Here is a 16,990-nt window from a genome sequence, read left to right as displayed (position 1 = left end):
CCTTTGAAACGTTCTCTCCCCAAAAATCCCGGTAAAATTCTTATTCGTTCGACCAACTGGATTGGTGATGCGGTTATGACCACTCCTGCGGTACGGACGATACGCGAGAACTTTCCTGACAGCGAAATTTCGATCCTTGTCCTTCCTTGGGTAAGTGATATCTTCCGCTGCAGCCCACGAGTAGATACCATCATTACCTACGACAAAAAAGGTCGTCATCAGGGGCTTGCCGGGAAATGGCATCTAGCGAGGGAACTCAACGCCTACAATTTTGATTGTGCAATCCTGTTGCAAAATGCTTTTGAAGCTGCCCTGATTACAACGCTGGCACGCATTCCCTGCCGTGGAGGCTATACAACCGATGCCCGAGGTCTTCTTCTGTCCCATGGGGTGCGAAAAAGTGCGGCCATACACAAAAAACATCAAGTGCATTATTACCAGGAAATGGTCCAAGGGCTAGGGCTGCATCCCGGTGATGACGCTCTTGAGCTCTTTATCCCACAGTCTGTTCAGCAAGCCACGAGGGAAAAACTCCTTTCCATCACCAACGGCAAAATTGAAACCTCTCCGCTTATCGGGTTTAATCCGGGCGCAGCCTATGGACCGGCAAAAAGGTGGCCTGCTCAGAAATATGCTGATCTGGCAGGTGCTATCTGTAGTAATCACGAGGCCTATATAGCTGTATTTGGTACGGCAGCCGATAACGAAGCAGCGCAGTGTATTAAACAAAGTGTCCCGGATCCGAGCAAAATTCTGGACTACACAGGAAAAACAAACCTGATAGAAGCCATGGCGCTGATAGAGCAATGCAATGCCTTTGTCACAAATGATTCCGGCCTCATGCATGTGGCAGCCGCGCTCAAGGTCCCCCTTGCAGCTATTTTTGGGTCAACCGATCATATTGCCACCGGTCCTTTTTCAGACAACAGTGTAATTATTAGAAAGCCGTTGCCTTGCAGCCCCTGTAAACAGACTCACTGTCCGGAAAAACATCTGCGTTGCTTAAGAGAAATTTCACCAGACGAAGTTCTTACAGCTGTCACCGACTTGCTGCATACACAAGCTTACCATCATGACTGAAACATTACGACCGGCTGTCTTCCTCGACAGGGACGGCACCATCAATGAACAGATGGGATACATCAATCATATTTCGAGATTTCAGCTTCTTCCAGGTATTGGAGAGGCCATTCGCCGGTTGAATGAGCTGCATATCCCGGTAATCGTGGTTACCAATCAGTCAGGTCTGGCCAGGGGGTATTTTCCAGCCTCCCTCCTGGATGAGGTACACCAAAAAATGGAAAAACAACTTGCAGACGCAGGTGCCCATGTGGACGGCATCTATATCTGCCCCCACCATCCGGAAGCAAAAGAGGAAAAATATCGCCGTGCCTGTAACTGCCGAAAACCAAAGACCGGTCTTCTTGAACAGGCAGCAACGGAACTGAACATAGACTTGCCGGCATCTTTTGTTGTGGGTGACAGGTGGTCGGACATACGTTGCGGTAAAGCCGTGGGCGCTACTTCAATACTGGTTCTTACTGGATACGGGCGAGGTGATGCGCAATATATCGGCCCCCACCAACAAATCCAACCAGACTATACAGCGGAAGATCTACAGCAAGCGGTCAGCTGGATACTTCAGCATATTCAACTATAACCCACCATGATTCCATGAGTTACTACAGCTTACTAAGCAAGAGGTGAACTAAAAGGTCCGCTTGTTCAAACTCGCTAAACTGTCAATAAATTCGCCCCCCACACGCATACCGGCCATACTCGTCAGGCGAATTTTTCGTTGAACCGCTGCCCCAGAGGCGGAACGGTATTTCACGGTCACTTCTTGACCAAGTCGCATCCTCCTTGTCTGCCCCGGCCTGACAGCAAAGCCAATGCCTCCAAGAGAAATATCATTCAGCTGCACCCGTAACTCGTTATAGCCCCCAATATTAACCATTGCCTGACCACTCAGGCTCTCGCGCATAAAGCCGCGATGGTTAAGGATATAACTTGCTACTTTGCCGCATTTACAACGGACCTGTTTCCGGCGGAATGAAGAAGAAACCGTAACATATTTGATGGATTTACATCGACTGCAAACAACTCGAATGCGCCCGCCTTTAACATCGCAGTTTTTCGTTCTTCCAGCCATAGTTTCCTCATATAAGACAGTCCAACCTGGCACAATTGTAACAGGCAGTTTTTTTCATATACGCCCTGATCACAGACAATTGGGTTCAATCAACATATTTAAACATTATAAGCTGGAAATATATAAGACTATAGTATTAAATATAATAATTATTTTTTTGTTGTAATCATTGGTACCTCAATCCATGTCAGCCCCACATTAGTTAGACTGTCTTTCCAGTCAGGTTGCGGAACCTATCAGCTTACAACCTCTGCTGCTGTCTTTATCTACTACTCACTTCCCTGAGGAGGATATCCATGCCACCTGAGAAGGGTGTTCGAGTCTGGCGACCTTTTTTTATCCGTATAATTCTGCCGTCTCTCCTGGCAATCTCTCTTTTTGCTTCAGTCATATTTTTGCTTATTATCCCGTCTTTAGAACGATCAATGATGGCGGGAAAAAGAGAAACGATAAAAGAACTCTCATTTGCCGCCTGGTCGATTGTCAATAAAGCGGCAAAACAGGAGCAAGAGGGCAGTTTAAACCGTGAAGAGGCACAAAAGCAGGCTCTGCAATATATCCAGTTTCTCAGATATGGAGAGGAAATCAAGGATTATTTCTGGGTTATGGACCTGACCCCTAAAATGCTCATGCATCCCTACCGAACCGACCTTATAGGACAGGAACTGCAGACATTCAGAGATCAAGAGGGACGGCACCTTTTTGCCGAATTTGTTGATATAGCACAAACTAATGGCGATGGCTATATCCGCTATCTATGGGAGGACAAAAATGATTCGAGTCAAACCGTTCCTAAATTATCGTATGTAAAACTCTTTAAACCCTGGGGTTGGATTATCGGCACAGGCATTTACCTGAAGGATGTACGTGAAGAAATTAAAGCCCTTACCAACCGACTTCTTCTCATATCGCTTGCTATAACCGGCATTATAGCAGCACTCCTCTTTTTTATGACCCGGGAGAGCATGAAAATAGAAGCCAAGCGGCAGGAAACAGAACACAGCCTGCGTCTAGCTGGTGAAAAATATAAATCCCTGGTCGATGCATCCACTGAGGGTGTAATGATGATTATCAACCAGGAGATCGTCTACGCTAATAAAATACTGGAAGACATCAGTGGCTATACAGAAAGGGAAATGACAGACATGCCCCTTGCTGATTTTATAACTTTGCTGCCTTCCGTGGACCAACCCTTCAGTCAGGTTGATGAAATTCTGGTCCTGGAGGTACAGGCTCAATGTGAGGCATTATTCCATCACAAGAGCGGGGCAATATTTGATATACTGCTTGCCATATCGCCAATGGAAATAAACGGCCAGTCGGGTATCATTCTTATTATCAAGGACATCAGCACCCAAAAACAAGTTGATGGCGAGCTCGGTGCTAGTAAGCAGAAATTTGAACATTTGACAGCCAATGTCAGCATAGGCGTTTTTCGTACCACCTTTGATGATAACGAAGTTTTTGTAGAAGCCAATCCGGCAACCGCGCATATTCTGGGGGTCGAATCAGTTGACGATTTATTTGCACTGCACATAAAAGATCTTTTCGACAGTTCCTCGCAATACCAGCTCTTTAAACAAACTTTACGGGCCAAAGGTTCTGTTAAAAACATGATCCTGGACCATCAACAGCCAGACGGTAACCGGTTAACCCTTTCTTTAACAGCCGTGCTGGTTAAGAATGCCTATGGCAAGCTCACCTACTGTGATGGTTTTGTGGAGGACATCACAAAACGACACAAACGGGAATTGGAAAGGGAGGGCCTAATAAGCGAACTCCAGGCAAGCCTTCTTTTTCAAAACGAACCCATTCACCGGGCCTACTCGGTTGCCGTTCCGACATGCACGTTGACAACCTCCATAGAACTTGCTGCACGTTTTATGACCCATGCTGGATCAAGTGCAATTCTGGTCAAGCCGGATTCCGACACTGATCCTATTGGTATTGTTACCGATAACGATATCCGTGAACGGATGGTTACAGGGAGTATAAGTAGTAATAATCCTGTCTCCACTATTATGAGTGCTCCTCTTATTGGCATATCAGGTGATGCTCTTATTTTTGAAGGTATCGTCAAAATGCTTGAGAAAAATGTGGATCATCTCCTGATTCGTGACCCACAGGGAGCGTATTTTAAAGTTATTAGCGCTAAAAATCTCTTGAAAAACCAGCAGTATATCCTGACCAAACTTATAAGCGACATCAACAAGGTAGAATCGCCGCTCCAGATTTCTTCTTTGAAAGACCAGCTCCCCTTGCTGGTTCAACGGCTTTTTGAAAGCAGTCCTGATGCTCGTAACCTGACCCGTATAATTTCCGCCGTTGCCGAAGCATTTATGAAAAAATGCCTCACACTGGCAGTAGAGGAACTTGGTCCTCCTCCCTGCAAATATGCTTTTATGGCTCTTGGCAGTGTCGGTCGAGAGGAACAAACTCTGGTTACGGACCAGGATAACGCAATTATCTACGAAAATGTCGACCCAGAACAGGAAAATACCACAGTATCATATTTTCAAAGTATGGGGGAAAAGGTATGCACCTGGCTGGATGAGGCCGGTTATGCTCTCTGCAAGGGAGATGTCATGGCTAAAAACCCAAAATGGTGTCAACCGGTTAATGTTTGGCAAGAATATTTCCAGACCTGGGTATCAGCAATGGAGCCGGCTGATTTACTGGATACAAAAATATTTTTTGATTTCAGATGGGTTCATGGCGATCCGCGGCTTGTAAGCGAATTACGAAGCTTTCTCAATGATCTCACCGCCAAAAAACCACTTTTTTTCTATCATCTGGTGCAAAACTGCCTCCAATCGAAACCCCCATTAAATTTATTCAAAAAGATTGTAGTCGAATCCAGTGGTGAACATCGAGAAATGTTCAGTATCAAAAAGGCGATGACCCCACTGGTTGATTACACACGCATTTACGCACTGCGCCATGGGATAGCTCAAACCAACACCTTTGCCCGGTTTAACCAACTGCAGGCAAAAGGCCATCTCAGCAAAAAAGAATGTCAGGAACTGACCCTTGTGTATAAATATTTGCTTGAGTTGCGGTTTAAACACCAAATTATGAGCCTTAGAGCAGGCGACATTCCTGATAATTACATCAATCCAAAACAGGTGACCGAAATGGAGCAGGTATTGCTCAGGGAAGCACTTGCTCAAGTCGCCGATTTCCAGACAAAAATGAGTTTTGATTTCAAGCAGATTTAATATCGTACATTTATGCATCAAAGAGGCAAAAAAATGAAACGGCAGTACATTTTTTTTACATATATAAACCAATAAATATCTGCTCCGGTTGGAAAAAAAGAATATTTGAAAGAGGAAAGGAAGGCTAAGGATGCACCCAAGATATAATTTTAACATCAATTTAAAAATAATATCATGCTTTTGCTGAGTTTTCCTAACACGCTTGTAAAAGGCTGCTTAATTACTTTAGGCCTACTTTTTTGCGTTATCCAGGCTGCTGCGCTTCCTGTTCCCGAGTTAAAAGGACATGTGAATGATACTGCCAATCTTTTGTCTTCCGGTACCAAACAATTACTGGAACAACAATTGCGAATGGTTGCGGCCCAAGATTCAACCCAGATAGTGGTGCTCACCATAACCTCGCTTGGCCATGAAAGCCTGGAGCAATACTCTCTCAAAGTCGCAGAGACATGGGCTATCGGCCATCAGCAGTTTGATAACGGGGTGTTGTTGTTAGTTGCAAAAAAGGACAGGAAAATCCGTATTGAAACAGGTTACGGGGTTGAAGATGTACTAACCGACCTTGTTGCCGGTAGGATTATCAGTAAAATCATCGTCCCGGAGTTTAGAAAAAAACTATTTGATCAAGGAATAATCAATGGGGTTGCAGCAATTATTGCTTCTGTCAAGGGAGAGTTTGATGCTGCTTCTTTAGCGAATTCGTCACAAAAAACTGATCCTGCCGGATGGATCATTGCCGCTTTGTTCGGCTTCTTTTTTATAGGCCTTTTTTTCCGCAAAAAACAAAAGATCGCGGCTGCGGCAGGTGGGTTCTATGGTTTGGGGCTTGGTCTTGCGGCTCCTTTTATCCAATCCATTGCCATGCTCCTTTTGGTGGCAGTGCTCGGGATGTTAGGTAGCGCCATTGTCAGTTACGTGGTTAAGCGAAGAGGTCACACTCGCCGTAGTGGAACCCGAATGATCTTTCCTGGAAATATTGGTGATAATAATAGCAACAACAACCGTGGAATGAAAAGTGATGGGCTCAGTGGAGGTGGCGGAGGATTCGGTGGTGGTGGTGCTTCAGGTGATTGGTAAATGACACAGGCAGAGGGTTTTCTCAGTCCAATACAGTTTGTATGATAGCAATGAACTACAATATCTCATCATTCAACAAGACGGTAAGCCACAGGCACACTACGGAGTCTCCCGCAGGTCGCTTGCCTGCGAGAAACACGCCTGCGCAGAGGTAAAAATACTAAAAAATCAATTGCTTAAACCGAAAAAGCGGTGTCAATGATGATGGCAGCTCATCTGGTCCGGAGCCATGCATCAGGCAGCTTTAAACCCCTTAAAAAAAACTGAACCGGACATTCCAGCCGCACTTCAGGACTGTTCCTAAGACCGGTGATTTAATTTCCCCGGGGAGAAAACTGTAGTCCTGCGGTTCCGCTCCGGTATAATTATCGACACTCCATTGCTCCCCTAAACTTACTTTCAAAAAAAGCTTTGGCTTAGCTATAAAACCAGTCCTTACCTTTTCAGGACAATCTACGAAGCGTAGTGAACGATTTTTGTCAGAAAAAACAACTGTTTTAGTGGCATTATCAAAGAACAGATGCAGTTCATAAAGCCTATCCATGCCGATCCTGTTCATCAACTCGCACCATTGAGGATTTGCATAGTGCCAGGTCACGATAAATTTTTTCTTTTTTTCCTGCACCAGGACCGGTCCTTTACCATGATTAACGGCAAGGAGTTTTTCTTGCAGCATTTTCAGCGCCACAGGTTCTCCATGTCCACGAAAAAACCAGATTTTGCGTATGATCATTGACAGAAACGGTATCAGTGAACCAAATACAAGTACCCCCCATATACCAAAGGCAAGCAAATGGGTTTGCTGTTCCAGGCTGGTTCCGATGACGACCAGTGGTGTCAAGGTTACAGCGTATCCCAGCAACAGCAATAGAAAGGCAATGATGGTGAGAAAATAACGTTTTATCATAAAAAGTAAAACATCACAGTACCTGCACAGAGTCTGTATGCAGTCGCAGCTTGCCGGTCTGTGAATCCATGGTCGCCTCCATCCCCATGGGGAGTGCAAAATTAGCCGCTTGATGACCGACTGGGAAATTCGCCCACACAGGAAAATCAAAACGCTGGGTTAGCTCCAGCGCACGTTGCCATACCTGTTCCTGCAGGCGCAGAGTTTCCAGACGATCAGAATTGCCAGGATCAAAAGTGCCTAAAATAAGTCCTGCCAAACGGTCCAGACGGCCACTGAAGGCAAGCTGGGTTAACATCCGATCCAGTCGGTATAAGGATTCACCCGTATCTTCAAGTACAAGAAGAGCATTCTCCCAGGAAGAGTCCCAAGGAGTACCTATTAGGTGCACTAAGGTGGTCAGATTACCACCCATAATTCTTCCTCGCCGATTGCCGCCGCGTAAAATCTCCATACCTTTACCGGCAATCAAATCTTCTGCTTCGCCGGTCAACAGGGAGAATAGTTGGTGAACACTTTGTTGATCATGCAAGGTGAGGGAAGTAACAACTGGTCCATGCACGGCCACAAGATTTGCGTGGCTAATCATTCCACTGATAAGAGCACTGACATCACTGAAACCTATCAGCATTTTAGGATTGCGCTGCAGTCGATCAAGCTCAATATGCTCCATCATCCTGACCGAGCCGAACCCGCCGCGTATTGCCATCACCGCCTGGACACGAGTATCCTCCCATAGGGCGTGAAAATTCTGCGCGCGGGCCGCATCACCATCAGCAAGGTAATTGTCATTGTTCTGGAAGGCTCCCTGTAGTTTAACCTGAAAGCCGAGCTCTTTGATAAGATTGATTCCCCCCTCAAATGCTCTGATGTCCCTGACTGGTCCGGCAGGACAAAACAAACCAATGGTGTCACCTTTTCTGAGTCTGGGAGGCAGAACAGGTTTCATACTATTTGGTGTTAATGGCATACAGATGTTTTAGTCCTAAAAGGGTCAACTGCTTATCAGCAATGTCAAGAGAATTGGCATAAGGCAGTATAACATCGGCCATCCCGCCTGTGGCAATGGTTTGCACTTTTTCCTGTTCAGGAGCAATTTCTTTCCCCAGAATGGCGGTCATACGATCTATCAAACCGCCAAACCCATATAACATACCGGAATGTATTGCTTTTACAGTAGTCGTTCCAATGGGGTTTTCCGGAGTAACATCAATATCCAGCCGTGGTAATTTTGCTGTCCTTGAGGCCAGGGCATCCAGAGAAATACCTATTCCAGGATGAATGGTGCCACCAAGATATTCATGTTGAGCATTGATGCAGTCAAAAGTGATGGCTGTCCCAAAATCAACCACTATAAAAGCCGAATGAAAACGATCCCAGGCTGCCACCGCATTGACAATCCGGTCTGCACCAACTTCAGCCGGATTTTCAATTTTAATTGTTAAACCGGCCAAATCCAAAAGATGATTGACAGCAAGAGGCGGATGCTTGAGTTCAACCAGGTAACTTATGGCAAAATTGAGCCAGCTTGTTTCCAAAGTCGGCACGACGGAAGATACAATAAAGCCGGTAATCTGCCGAGGATCGATATTCGCCATCTGAAAGAGGGCATTGTAACGGATAGCAAGTTCATCGGCTGTTCTATCCTGATTGGACTGCAGTCGCCAATTGGCTATAAATTTGTCGTTGTGCACTACCCCACTGACAGTGTGGGAGTTGCCGACATCAACAGTAAAAAGCATTTTCTCTCCAGCTGTTTACTTTACCCTTGGGCAATATTTGTTTTTTTTGACCGAGGTTGTTAATATACCTCTGGCAAAAGGACATTGTGGACTCTCTTCCCCGTATCTTGAAAACTCTGTACCAGTTATTTAACGAGGTGTAAATAGTGTCAACATATATTCAAGCACAGACAACGGTTGCCAACGAAACAGATGCACTTGTAATCGCCGGACAAGTGGTTAAAAAAAAGCTTGCCGGTTGTGTCCAGATAAGCAAGTGCACGTCTGTCTACAGTTGGCAGGGCGAAATACATCAGGAGGAAGAATATCTCTGCACCATGAAATCGCACAGCAGCCTTTTTAACCGCCTAAAAGAGACTCTTAAACAGATCCATCCCTATGACGAGCCTGAAATTATTGCGACTCCAATCATACTCGGCTCCGCAACCTACTTAGATTGGCTTGCTGGTGAGTTGCAGAATATGGATACGGCATAAATATATTGAGCATTTTTTCATATAAAAGAACAGAGTAATTTAATGAGTAACAGCGCTCCATCAAACAAACGCAGACGGCGTCGTAAGGAATTTAAGTGTCATTGCTGCAAACAGGAAAAGCCATTTTGCTGGAATTGCACATGTGGCTTCCAAATCTGCCCCGAATGCTTTGCCGAAAACAAGTGGGGTATGAGCAATGGGCCCACCTGGATTTGCCCGGACTGTGAACGGGTGCACATGATGGAATAATCCTTCTCGATATCCAGCTGGCAAAAAAAGCACCTTCTATAACTACGAGATTGAAATCTTAAGAATCCGGATAAAAGTCTGCCTATGTCAAATCATCTGTACGACGAATCAAAAATTAAAACCCTCAGTTCCCTTGAACATATAAGAAAAAGACCGGGAATGTATATCGGGCGACTGGGTGACGGCAGTCATCCGGATGATGGCATTTATATCCTTCTTAAAGAGGTGGTGGATAATGCCGTGGATGAATTCATTATGGGATACGGCAAAACAGTCGACATATCCATTGAACAATCAGGGCTCTGCCGTATACGTGACTATGGTCGAGGCATTCCTCTGGGTAAGGTGGTCGAGTGTGTTTCCGTTATCAATACAGGTGCCAAATACAATACCGATGTCTTTCAGTTCTCTGTCGGCTTAAACGGGGTCGGGACAAAAGCTGTAAACGCGCTTTCAAACTTTTTTTCGGTATGTGCCTTTCGTGATGGAAAATATAAAAAAGCGATTTTTGATCATGGCAACCTTCAAGAAGAAGAGGAAGGGGAGACAAAGGAAAAAAACGGCACCCTGATCGAATTTTTGCCTGATCCTGATCTGTTTCCGGAATACACCTTTGACCATGAATATGTTGACCAACGACTATGGCGCTACGCCTATCTTAATGCAGGACTGAAACTGTACTTTAACGACACTGAATATTTTTCTAAAAAAGGTCTACAGGATTTATTGGAAAAAGAAGTCAACAGCAAAAGGATCTACGAACCTGGCTACTTCAGCGGCAATGCCCTTGAGTTTTCCTTTACCCACACCGATGATTATGGGGAACTCTACTTTTCGTTTGTCAACGGAACCTACACAAGTGAAGGTGGAACCCATTTGTCTGCCTTTCGCGAAGGATTTTTAAAAGGAGTTAATGAGTTCAGTGACAAAAAATTCACCGGCCAGGATGTTCGCGACGGTCTTGTCGCTGTGTTGGCAGTCAAGGTGCAAGAACCGGTTTTTGAATCTCAAACAAAAAACAAACTCGGCAACACCGACATCCGTTCCGATATTGTCAACGCCACCAGGGATGCAGTTGCCAATTTCCTGTATATGCATCCCGAGTCTGCGGAGTTGGTGCTCGACAAAATACAGCGAAACGAAAGGGTGCGCAAGGAGTTGCAGTCCGTAAGAAAAGAGGCAAAGGCAAAGGCCAAAAAAGTTGCTCTCAAAATCCCCCAGTTAAAAGACTGCAAATATCACCCTTCAAGGGGCAAGCCGTCAAAAGACGGCAGGGAAAACATGCTTTTTATCACCGAGGGACAGTCAGCAGCAGGATCCATTGTCAGTTCTCGAGACCCCATGACCCAGGCTGTTTTTTCCATCAAAGGTAAGCCGATGAATGTCTATGGACAACGACTGGACGTACTGTATAAAAACGATGAGATGTATTCTCTCATGCGAGCACTGGACGTTGAAGAATCCATATCCAACCTTCGGTTTGACAAAGTAATATTTGCAACCGATGCTGATGTTGACGGCCTCCATATCCGTAACCTGCTCCTTACTTTTTTCCTGCATTATTTTGAACCGCTGATCAAGCTCGGTCATCTGTATATTTTGGAAACACCCATCTTCAGGGTACGTAATAAACAAAAAACCCATTACTGCTATACCGATAAAGAGATGGACGAGGCTATCAGCTTGCTTAAGGGTAAAGGCAAGGGGGACAGAAGTATTGAGGTGACACGATTTAAAGGCTTAGGAGAAATCTCGCCGGCGGAATTTAAACAGTTTATCGGCGATGATATGCGCATAAAACAAATTAGAATGGATTCGCTCAGCGAAGTGGGCAGAGTACTCAAATTTTACATGGGTAAGAACACTCCTGAACGCCGTCAGTATATTATGGATCATCTCACTCTGGAGCCGGTATGACCGAATCCTTTGAATTAAAGCCCGGTAAGCTGCAAAAACTTTTTGATTCCAATTTTTTGGAATACACGTCTTACGTTATCCGAGAAAGAGCCATTCCTGATATCGACGACGGCCTTAAACCGGTGCAACGAAGACTGTTGCAAACACTGCACAATATGGATGATGGCCGCTACCATAAGGTAGCCAATGTGGTCGGAGAAACCATGAAGCTCCACCCACATGGGGATCAATCTATTTTTGCAGCCCTGGTTAACCTGGCCAATAAAGATTTCCTTATCGATAGGCAGGGAAATTTCGGCAATATTTTCACCGGCGACCAGGCCTCTGCTCCCAGGTATATCGAATGTCGGCTTTCTCCGCTTGCCAGAGAAACCCTGTTTAACAAGGATCTCACTCAATTCATTGATTCATACGATGGGCGGATGGAGGAACCGGTCAGTCTTCCGGTGAAAATACCCTTGCTCCTTTTGCTCGGTGCTGAAGGCATTGCAGTGGGCATGGCCACTAAAATTATGCCTCACAATTTTAACGAACTGCTCAAGGCACAGATAGATTATCTAGAGGGCAGGGACTTTACCCTTTACCCTGATTTTCCCAGAGGCGGTATCATTGATGTCAGCGATTATGACCATGGCAACGGCAAGTTACGTTGCCGGGCACGGATAGAACAACCTGACAGTAAAACTATTCACATTACGGAACTGCCTTATAACGTCACTACCCTTTCGCTTATCGAGTCCATTGAGAGAGCCGCCAAAAGCGAAAAGCTGAAAATTTCTTCGGTCAACGACTATACTGCGGAAAAAGTTGAGGTAGAAATAAAACTACCTCGTAACATTCACGCAGAGGAGACAATAGATGCACTCTATGCCTTTACCGACTGCGAAATAAGCGTATCACCCAACCTTATCGCCATTGAAGACAACATGCCTAGAGTGGTGAAAGTTGAGGACGCCTTGCGCAGAAATACGGATAAGCTGGTTACCAACCTGCAAAAGGAACTGGAAATTGAGCTTGAGCGATTACTTGTAAAATGGCACGCACGCAAGCTGGAGCAGATTTTTATTGAGGAACGGATCTACAAGCAAATCGAAGAGCAAACCAATTATAAGGCTGTTATCAGTGTGGTCCGCAAAGGACTCCTCCCCTTTGCGGAGGAACTGCAGCGTAAAGTCACCACCGAAGATATCGAGCGCCTGCTGGAAATAAAAATCCGCCGCATTTCCAGGTACGATATCAACCGACAGGAAAAAGAGCTTAAAGAGATCGAAAAGAACATCAAACTCATTAAAAATGATCTCAAAGATATTGTGGCCTTTACCATCAACTATATTCAAAAACTGCTTGATAAGTACGGCCCCGAATATCCGCGAAAAAGTCAGTTAGGTATTCTGGGTGAGGTTGATGCCAGAGCAGCTGCCCTTTCCAATCTTAATTTAGTTTATCAAAAAGAAAGTGGTTTTCTCGGCTGTAAACTGAAAGTTGAAAATCCACGTAAGGACATTGAGCTGAGTTGTTCTGAATACGATCGAATCTTGCTTATATTCAAAAACGGGATGTATAAGGTTGTCAGCGTGCAGGAAAAACTTTTTATCGGTAGTGATCTTGTCTGGATGGGTTTGGTCGTACCGGAGCAGACCTTTAATCTTATTTATCGTAACGGACTGGAAAACCTTACCTATATAAAAAGGTTCACCACGCCCAAGTTTATTCTCAATCGTGAGTATCACCTTTTTGAGGACCATAAACGTTCTGCCATCCTTTTTTTGATGACTGGGGAAAAAGAGATCCGTGCCAGGGTCAGCCTGGTTCCTTCCTCCAGAGCCAAGTACAACAGCCTGGAACTGGATTTTGACGACTACCTGATAAAGGGCGCAAACGCCAAAGGCAAGCGCGTTTCCAATCGGGTTGTACGGCGGGTGAGCAATCTCACCGGCACTCCCCGTAAACAACCACTCACCGCACCGGGACTACCCGGATTTGACAAATAACACCCTCACGACACTCCACAATTGTGAATTTGTGGTGTGTCGCCCTTTTCGACACACCTCTCTCCCTCCTTGCCAGTTAGCAGATAATGAGCATTGTTTACCCGAACAGTTTTAGATTGAGTCTAAGGCAAATTATTTGCCATGCGCCACATAAGTACTTTTAATCCGATTAAAATCTATACGAAAAGGTAATAGGGAGGGAACACATTGACCATGCAAAACGACGCACAACAACAGGCGAAAGCAATGTTTGCAGGGGGCTGCTTCTGGTGCATGGAAGCCCCTTTTGAAAAGATGAATGGCGTGTATGAAGCCGTTGCTGGATATGCTGGTGGCACAACCGTCAAACCAACCTATGAGAACTACCACAGAAACGGTCATATAGAGGTAGTGGAAGTCGTGTATAACCCTGACAAGATAACCTACGAGCAATTACTTGGCATTTTCTGGCAACAGATTGACCCCACAGACGAAGGTGGACAATTTGTAGATCGCGGTCACGGGTACTCTACCGCCATATTTTATTACGACGAAGCACAACGGGTGGCAGCAGAAAAATCAAAAAAACAACTTGAAGCACAAAACGTCTTCAACAAACCAATAGTAACACCCATCCTTCCGGCTCCGGCTTTTTACCCAGCAGAGGATTACCATCAGGATTACTACCTCAAAAGCCCAACCAGGTACAAAATGTATCGCGTTGGCTCCGGCCGGGAAAATTTCCTTAAAAAAACTTGGGGGTAAAGGATAAGGGGTATCTTAAAAAACACAATTTGGGTTACAACGAATGCAACTAAATTTTAACTTAGAGGATATAAGCCAGATATCCGTAGGGGCTTTTGCATTAGCCGTGCCTATATCCTTTTCAGAAGAGGCCTGGAAATTAGGGGAATCGCTTCCTACATTCAATTTGCTTTTCATTTTTACTTTATCAATGATATTTCTCTCTTTTTTTTCCTACCAAAGCGTCTTTCAAGGAGATATAAAAAACCGGGTACCAGTATTCGTTTTTCGGATAGTAGCAGCTTATTTGATCACGGCGTGCATCGTTGCCCTTGTACTGTTCTCAATTGATAAGTTCCCCTTGAGAATAGAGCCACTAATCGCAATAAAAAGAATGATTGTAATATCAATGCCGGCAGCAATGGGAGCGATTGTTGTCGATGGTTTCGACAAAGAGTGAAATGTCAACAAATAACGTTTCGATAATCAGGAAGAGAGGAAAAAGGGTATCTCCAAGTAGATTGGCTTGTTGTTGTAAGATAGGAAGAGAAAATAATTCACTCGCTATGTTGGCATCTCCGAATAAATGTATGCGCTATGAGCTAGGGTAGGGCTGGTAGCACATACGATTTACAAATTAACTATATATCATAGGTACCACCTAAAAAGATAATAACAGCTATTGTAACCAATGCAATGAGTAAGGTACTGATACCCGACCAGAGCCAAAATTTTTTGCTGATTCTTCCAAGAAAAACACCGAGAAGAAAAATACATACAAGAGCAACTACAATAGAACAAATAAAAGGTGGAAGAGGTAAAAGATAGCCATGCTCAGCTAAAAAAATTGGTATAATGATTACAAGGGAGAACAATAAAGGAGATAACCCGTTAACCAGCGCTACAAATATTGGAATAAATAATTTTGCCTCTCCATAGTAACTTTCCTTGAGCTCGCTTACCAAAGCCTGTTCAATCTCTTGCAATTCTTTTTCTCTTTCTGCTTTCTCACTCAAGTAAGCACTACACGAACCACTAACAAATAATGCTATTGAGGCTCCTACGCAGGCGCTAATAGCTGTTGTTAGTTCTTGCATTCCACTTATATGAAACCCTGTAACCATGCCCAACATCGTCAAAGCTCCATCAAAGCCGTTTGTGACGAAATATCTTCGGGCAATGGCTTTCGCTCTGCTGATGTGCAACAATATATATTTTTTATTCTCTATCATATTATCGGGTCCGCACAATCTTACACGTCAGCTGAAGGAAACTTTATAGTTGGTTTCTAAATGATGGGTGAGTTATTCTTCTTGCATATCCCCAACGATCTCAACCTCGTCAATACTGTGAACCGATGCTCCCATTTTTTCAATTGAGTTTTTGATTTCTGTAAAGTTGATATTTGATCCTTCTATGATAATTATCGTACTTTCAGTTTTTTTATCAACTTCAGTAACAGTTAATTTCACTCGAAAATCTGTATCGATCTCAGCCAAAGTGGATGCAAAATCAAGAGCATTTGGTTGGTGAGGTTTAAGGACGTCAAGTACAAGTCTTATTGTTTTTGCCATTGCATTCTCCTCAAATATTTCTAGTCATAACTATTCACAAGCACCCCACGGAGTCTCTTGTTGGCCGCTTACCTTTCGGACGGTCACTCCTCCTGCATAGAGGGCTACCGGAGTCTTCGCTTCCTGCGAAAATCGTGGCTGTTCAAATAAGAAGCGACCAACGAGAGACTCCGCGAAGCACCTGTAAGTAGGTAAAGCTTTAAACATACTAAATCAAAGAGTTATCAACCCGTGAAGTACCCTTATTCGGTATTATCCGATAACACTATTTGAATGTCAAAGGTGTAAGGAAAAGTATTGTCACTTCCAAGGTCATCATCAACCTACGACCGTGCGTATTATGGATATATCCGAAATAAGGCCTTATCATTTTTGTCTCAGTTATAAATGTCAAGTCCGTAAACAGAATGATTGAGTTCAGGTGTTGACAGCCTATTATTGATGATTAGATACTAGATAATAATTCATTCTTAACCGTAGGCAGCTATGGAAATCGAAAAACAGGAAATAGAAAAGCGAATGGCCCATTTCGAGACGATCTGTCGGAAGAGAGGGATCAAGATGACACAACAGCGTGTTTTGATATATCGAGAAGTTGCCTGCTCCGGTGATCATCCAGATGCCGAGAAGATATTTCAGCGAGTCAGAGAACGTTTGCCAACGGTGTCATTAGATACTGTCTACCGGACACTTTGGTTGTTGAACGATCTTGGACTGATCAAAACACTTGGGTTGGGCCGCGAGCGTTCCCGTTTTGAAGCCAATCTCAGCGGCCATCACCATTTTGTCTGTGATCAGTGTGGCATTATTCGTGACTTTTACAGTACTGAACTTGATAATTTTACACTGCCTGATGCAGTCGTTGACTCACAGGGGAAGATAAAAACAACTCATTTTGAGGTGCATGGCGTCTGCCCAAATTGCGTTGCGGAAAAAACACCCCAAAACTCTTCATACCAATAGG

16 protein-coding genes are annotated in these 16,990 nt (G+C 44.4%); 10 read left to right on the top strand and 6 right to left on the bottom strand.

Going from position 1 to position 16,990, the window contains the following annotated elements; genetic code table 11:
• The first annotated feature begins 3 nt into the window (after positions 1-3).
• Together waaF and gmhB are read left to right on the top strand one after the other, a co-directional pair.
• Positions 4-1,080 (top strand): lipopolysaccharide heptosyltransferase II, encoded by a 1,077-nt coding sequence (waaF, locus tag ACHZCY_RS02755; protein WP_319547751.1) that lies wholly within the window; start codon positions 4-6, stop codon positions 1,078-1,080.
• Entirely contained in the window at positions 1,073-1,660 is a 588-nt protein-coding gene (gene gmhB / locus ACHZCY_RS02750) for a D-glycero-beta-D-manno-heptose 1,7-bisphosphate 7-phosphatase (protein WP_319547750.1), read from the top strand. The genes waaF and gmhB overlap by 8 nt, the downstream gene beginning before the upstream one ends.
• Positions 1,661-1,708: 48 nt before the next feature.
• Here gmhB and ACHZCY_RS02745 read toward each other — a convergent pair whose 3' ends face one another.
• Positions 1,709-2,152 (bottom strand): PilZ domain-containing protein, encoded by a 444-nt coding sequence (locus ACHZCY_RS02745; protein WP_319547749.1) that lies wholly within the window; start codon positions 2,150-2,152, stop codon positions 1,709-1,711.
• A gap of 296 nt (positions 2,153-2,448) precedes the next feature.
• Here ACHZCY_RS02745 and ACHZCY_RS02740 point away from each other — a divergent pair, with 296 nt between their 5' ends.
• Both ACHZCY_RS02740 and ACHZCY_RS02735 read left to right on the top strand, forming a co-directional pair.
• Positions 2,449-5,370 (top strand): DUF294 nucleotidyltransferase-like domain-containing protein, encoded by a 2,922-nt coding sequence (locus tag ACHZCY_RS02740; protein ID WP_319547748.1) that lies wholly within the window; start codon positions 2,449-2,451, stop codon positions 5,368-5,370.
• A gap of 288 nt (positions 5,371-5,658) precedes the next feature.
• Entirely contained in the window at positions 5,659-6,447 is a 789-nt protein-coding gene (locus tag ACHZCY_RS02735; RefSeq protein ID WP_319547747.1) for a TPM domain-containing protein, read from the top strand.
• A gap of 253 nt (positions 6,448-6,700) precedes the next feature.
• Here the strand turns inward: ACHZCY_RS02735 and ACHZCY_RS02730 are convergent, their stop codons facing one another.
• From ACHZCY_RS02730 to ACHZCY_RS02720, 3 genes are read right to left on the bottom strand one after another with little or no spacing between them, the layout of a single operon-like run.
• Positions 6,701-7,354 (bottom strand): hypothetical protein, encoded by a 654-nt coding sequence (locus ACHZCY_RS02730; protein WP_319547746.1) that lies wholly within the window; start codon positions 7,352-7,354, stop codon positions 6,701-6,703.
• A gap of 13 nt (positions 7,355-7,367) precedes the next feature.
• Positions 7,368-8,303 carry a S66 peptidase family protein gene (locus tag ACHZCY_RS02725; RefSeq protein WP_319547745.1) on the bottom strand — a complete coding sequence of 312 codons (936 nt, stop codon included), beginning with the start codon at positions 8,301-8,303 and terminating at the stop codon, positions 7,368-7,370.
• A gap of 1 nt (position 8,304) precedes the next feature.
• Positions 8,305-9,096, bottom strand: coding sequence for a type III pantothenate kinase (locus ACHZCY_RS02720; RefSeq protein ID WP_319547744.1), 792 nt, complete (start codon positions 9,094-9,096; stop codon positions 8,305-8,307).
• Positions 9,097-9,242: 146 nt separating this feature from the next.
• Here ACHZCY_RS02720 and cutA point away from each other — a divergent pair, with 146 nt between their 5' ends.
• The 5 genes from cutA to ACHZCY_RS02695 all read left to right on the top strand — a co-directional run bounded on the left by cutA (position 9,243) and on the right by ACHZCY_RS02695 (position 14,912).
• Positions 9,243-9,572, top strand: a complete 330-nt coding sequence (cutA, locus tag ACHZCY_RS02715) for a divalent-cation tolerance protein CutA (protein WP_319547743.1) — start codon at positions 9,243-9,245, stop codon at positions 9,570-9,572.
• A gap of 333 nt (positions 9,573-9,905) precedes the next feature.
• The gene (locus tag ACHZCY_RS02710; RefSeq protein ID WP_319547742.1) at positions 9,906-11,738 is read left to right on the top strand and encodes a DNA topoisomerase IV subunit B; all 1,833 of its coding nucleotides are present in this window, start codon (positions 9,906-9,908) and stop codon (positions 11,736-11,738) included.
• On the top strand, positions 11,735-13,729 hold the full coding sequence (locus ACHZCY_RS02705) for a DNA topoisomerase IV subunit A (protein ID WP_205221328.1): 1,995 nt from the start codon (positions 11,735-11,737) through the stop codon (positions 13,727-13,729). Before ACHZCY_RS02710 ends, ACHZCY_RS02705 begins: the two co-directional genes overlap by 4 nt.
• 213 nt (positions 13,730-13,942) lie before the next feature.
• On the top strand, positions 13,943-14,473 hold the full coding sequence (msrA, locus tag ACHZCY_RS02700) for a peptide-methionine (S)-S-oxide reductase MsrA (RefSeq protein ID WP_205221327.1): 531 nt from the start codon (positions 13,943-13,945) through the stop codon (positions 14,471-14,473).
• A gap of 43 nt (positions 14,474-14,516) precedes the next feature.
• Positions 14,517-14,912, top strand: coding sequence for a DUF2391 family protein (locus ACHZCY_RS02695; RefSeq protein WP_319547741.1), 396 nt, complete (start codon positions 14,517-14,519; stop codon positions 14,910-14,912).
• Positions 14,913-15,093: 181 nt separating this feature from the next.
• Here the strand turns inward: ACHZCY_RS02695 and ACHZCY_RS02690 are convergent, their stop codons facing one another.
• Together ACHZCY_RS02690 and ACHZCY_RS02685 are read right to left on the bottom strand one after the other, a co-directional pair.
• Positions 15,094-15,684, bottom strand: coding sequence for a VIT1/CCC1 transporter family protein (locus ACHZCY_RS02690; RefSeq protein WP_205221325.1), 591 nt, complete (start codon positions 15,682-15,684; stop codon positions 15,094-15,096).
• Positions 15,685-15,756: 72 nt separating this feature from the next.
• Positions 15,757-16,026: a DUF211 domain-containing protein gene (locus ACHZCY_RS02685; RefSeq protein WP_319547740.1), complete on the bottom strand. Its 270-nt coding sequence runs from the start codon at positions 16,024-16,026 to the stop codon at positions 15,757-15,759.
• A 486-nt stretch (positions 16,027-16,512) separates the two neighbouring features.
• On the opposite strand from ACHZCY_RS02685, the gene ACHZCY_RS02680 reads away from it, so the two are divergent.
• Complete coding sequence (locus tag ACHZCY_RS02680; protein WP_205221323.1) at positions 16,513-16,989, top strand: Fur family transcriptional regulator; 477 nt, start codon at positions 16,513-16,515, stop codon at positions 16,987-16,989.
• Position 16,990 lies beyond the last annotated feature (1 nt).

Origin of the sequence: Desulfogranum marinum, assembly GCF_963675105.2 — a bacterium.
Taxonomy (GTDB): domain Bacteria; phylum Desulfobacterota; class Desulfobulbia; order Desulfobulbales; family Desulfobulbaceae; genus Desulfogranum; species Desulfogranum marinum.
Note: the sequence above shows the minus strand (reverse complement) of the source record. Positions and strands in the feature narration are given on the sequence as shown.

Coding starts and splice junctions, on each gene's coding strand:
- gmhB (WP_319547750.1), top strand. CDS start 1,073: ATGACTGAAACATTACGACCGGCTGTCTTCCTCGACAGGGACGGCACC.
- ACHZCY_RS02745 (WP_319547749.1), bottom strand. CDS start 2,152: ATGGCTGGAAGAACGAAAAACTGCGATGTTAAAGGCGGGCGCATTCGA.
- ACHZCY_RS02740 (WP_319547748.1), top strand. CDS start 2,449: ATGCCACCTGAGAAGGGTGTTCGAGTCTGGCGACCTTTTTTTATCCGT.
- ACHZCY_RS02730 (WP_319547746.1), bottom strand. CDS start 7,354: ATGATAAAACGTTATTTTCTCACCATCATTGCCTTTCTATTGCTGTTG.
- ACHZCY_RS02725 (WP_319547745.1), bottom strand. CDS start 8,303: ATGAAACCTGTTCTGCCTCCCAGACTCAGAAAAGGTGACACCATTGGT.
- ACHZCY_RS02720 (WP_319547744.1), bottom strand. CDS start 9,096: ATGCTTTTTACTGTTGATGTCGGCAACTCCCACACTGTCAGTGGGGTA.
- ACHZCY_RS02710 (WP_319547742.1), top strand. CDS start 9,906: ATGTCAAATCATCTGTACGACGAATCAAAAATTAAAACCCTCAGTTCC.
- ACHZCY_RS02705 (WP_205221328.1), top strand. CDS start 11,735: ATGACCGAATCCTTTGAATTAAAGCCCGGTAAGCTGCAAAAACTTTTT.
- msrA (WP_205221327.1), top strand. CDS start 13,943: ATGCAAAACGACGCACAACAACAGGCGAAAGCAATGTTTGCAGGGGGC.
- ACHZCY_RS02695 (WP_319547741.1), top strand. CDS start 14,517: ATGCAACTAAATTTTAACTTAGAGGATATAAGCCAGATATCCGTAGGG.
- ACHZCY_RS02690 (WP_205221325.1), bottom strand. CDS start 15,684: ATGATAGAGAATAAAAAATATATATTGTTGCACATCAGCAGAGCGAAA.
- ACHZCY_RS02685 (WP_319547740.1), bottom strand. CDS start 16,026: ATGGCAAAAACAATAAGACTTGTACTTGACGTCCTTAAACCTCACCAA.
- ACHZCY_RS02680 (WP_205221323.1), top strand. CDS start 16,513: ATGGAAATCGAAAAACAGGAAATAGAAAAGCGAATGGCCCATTTCGAG.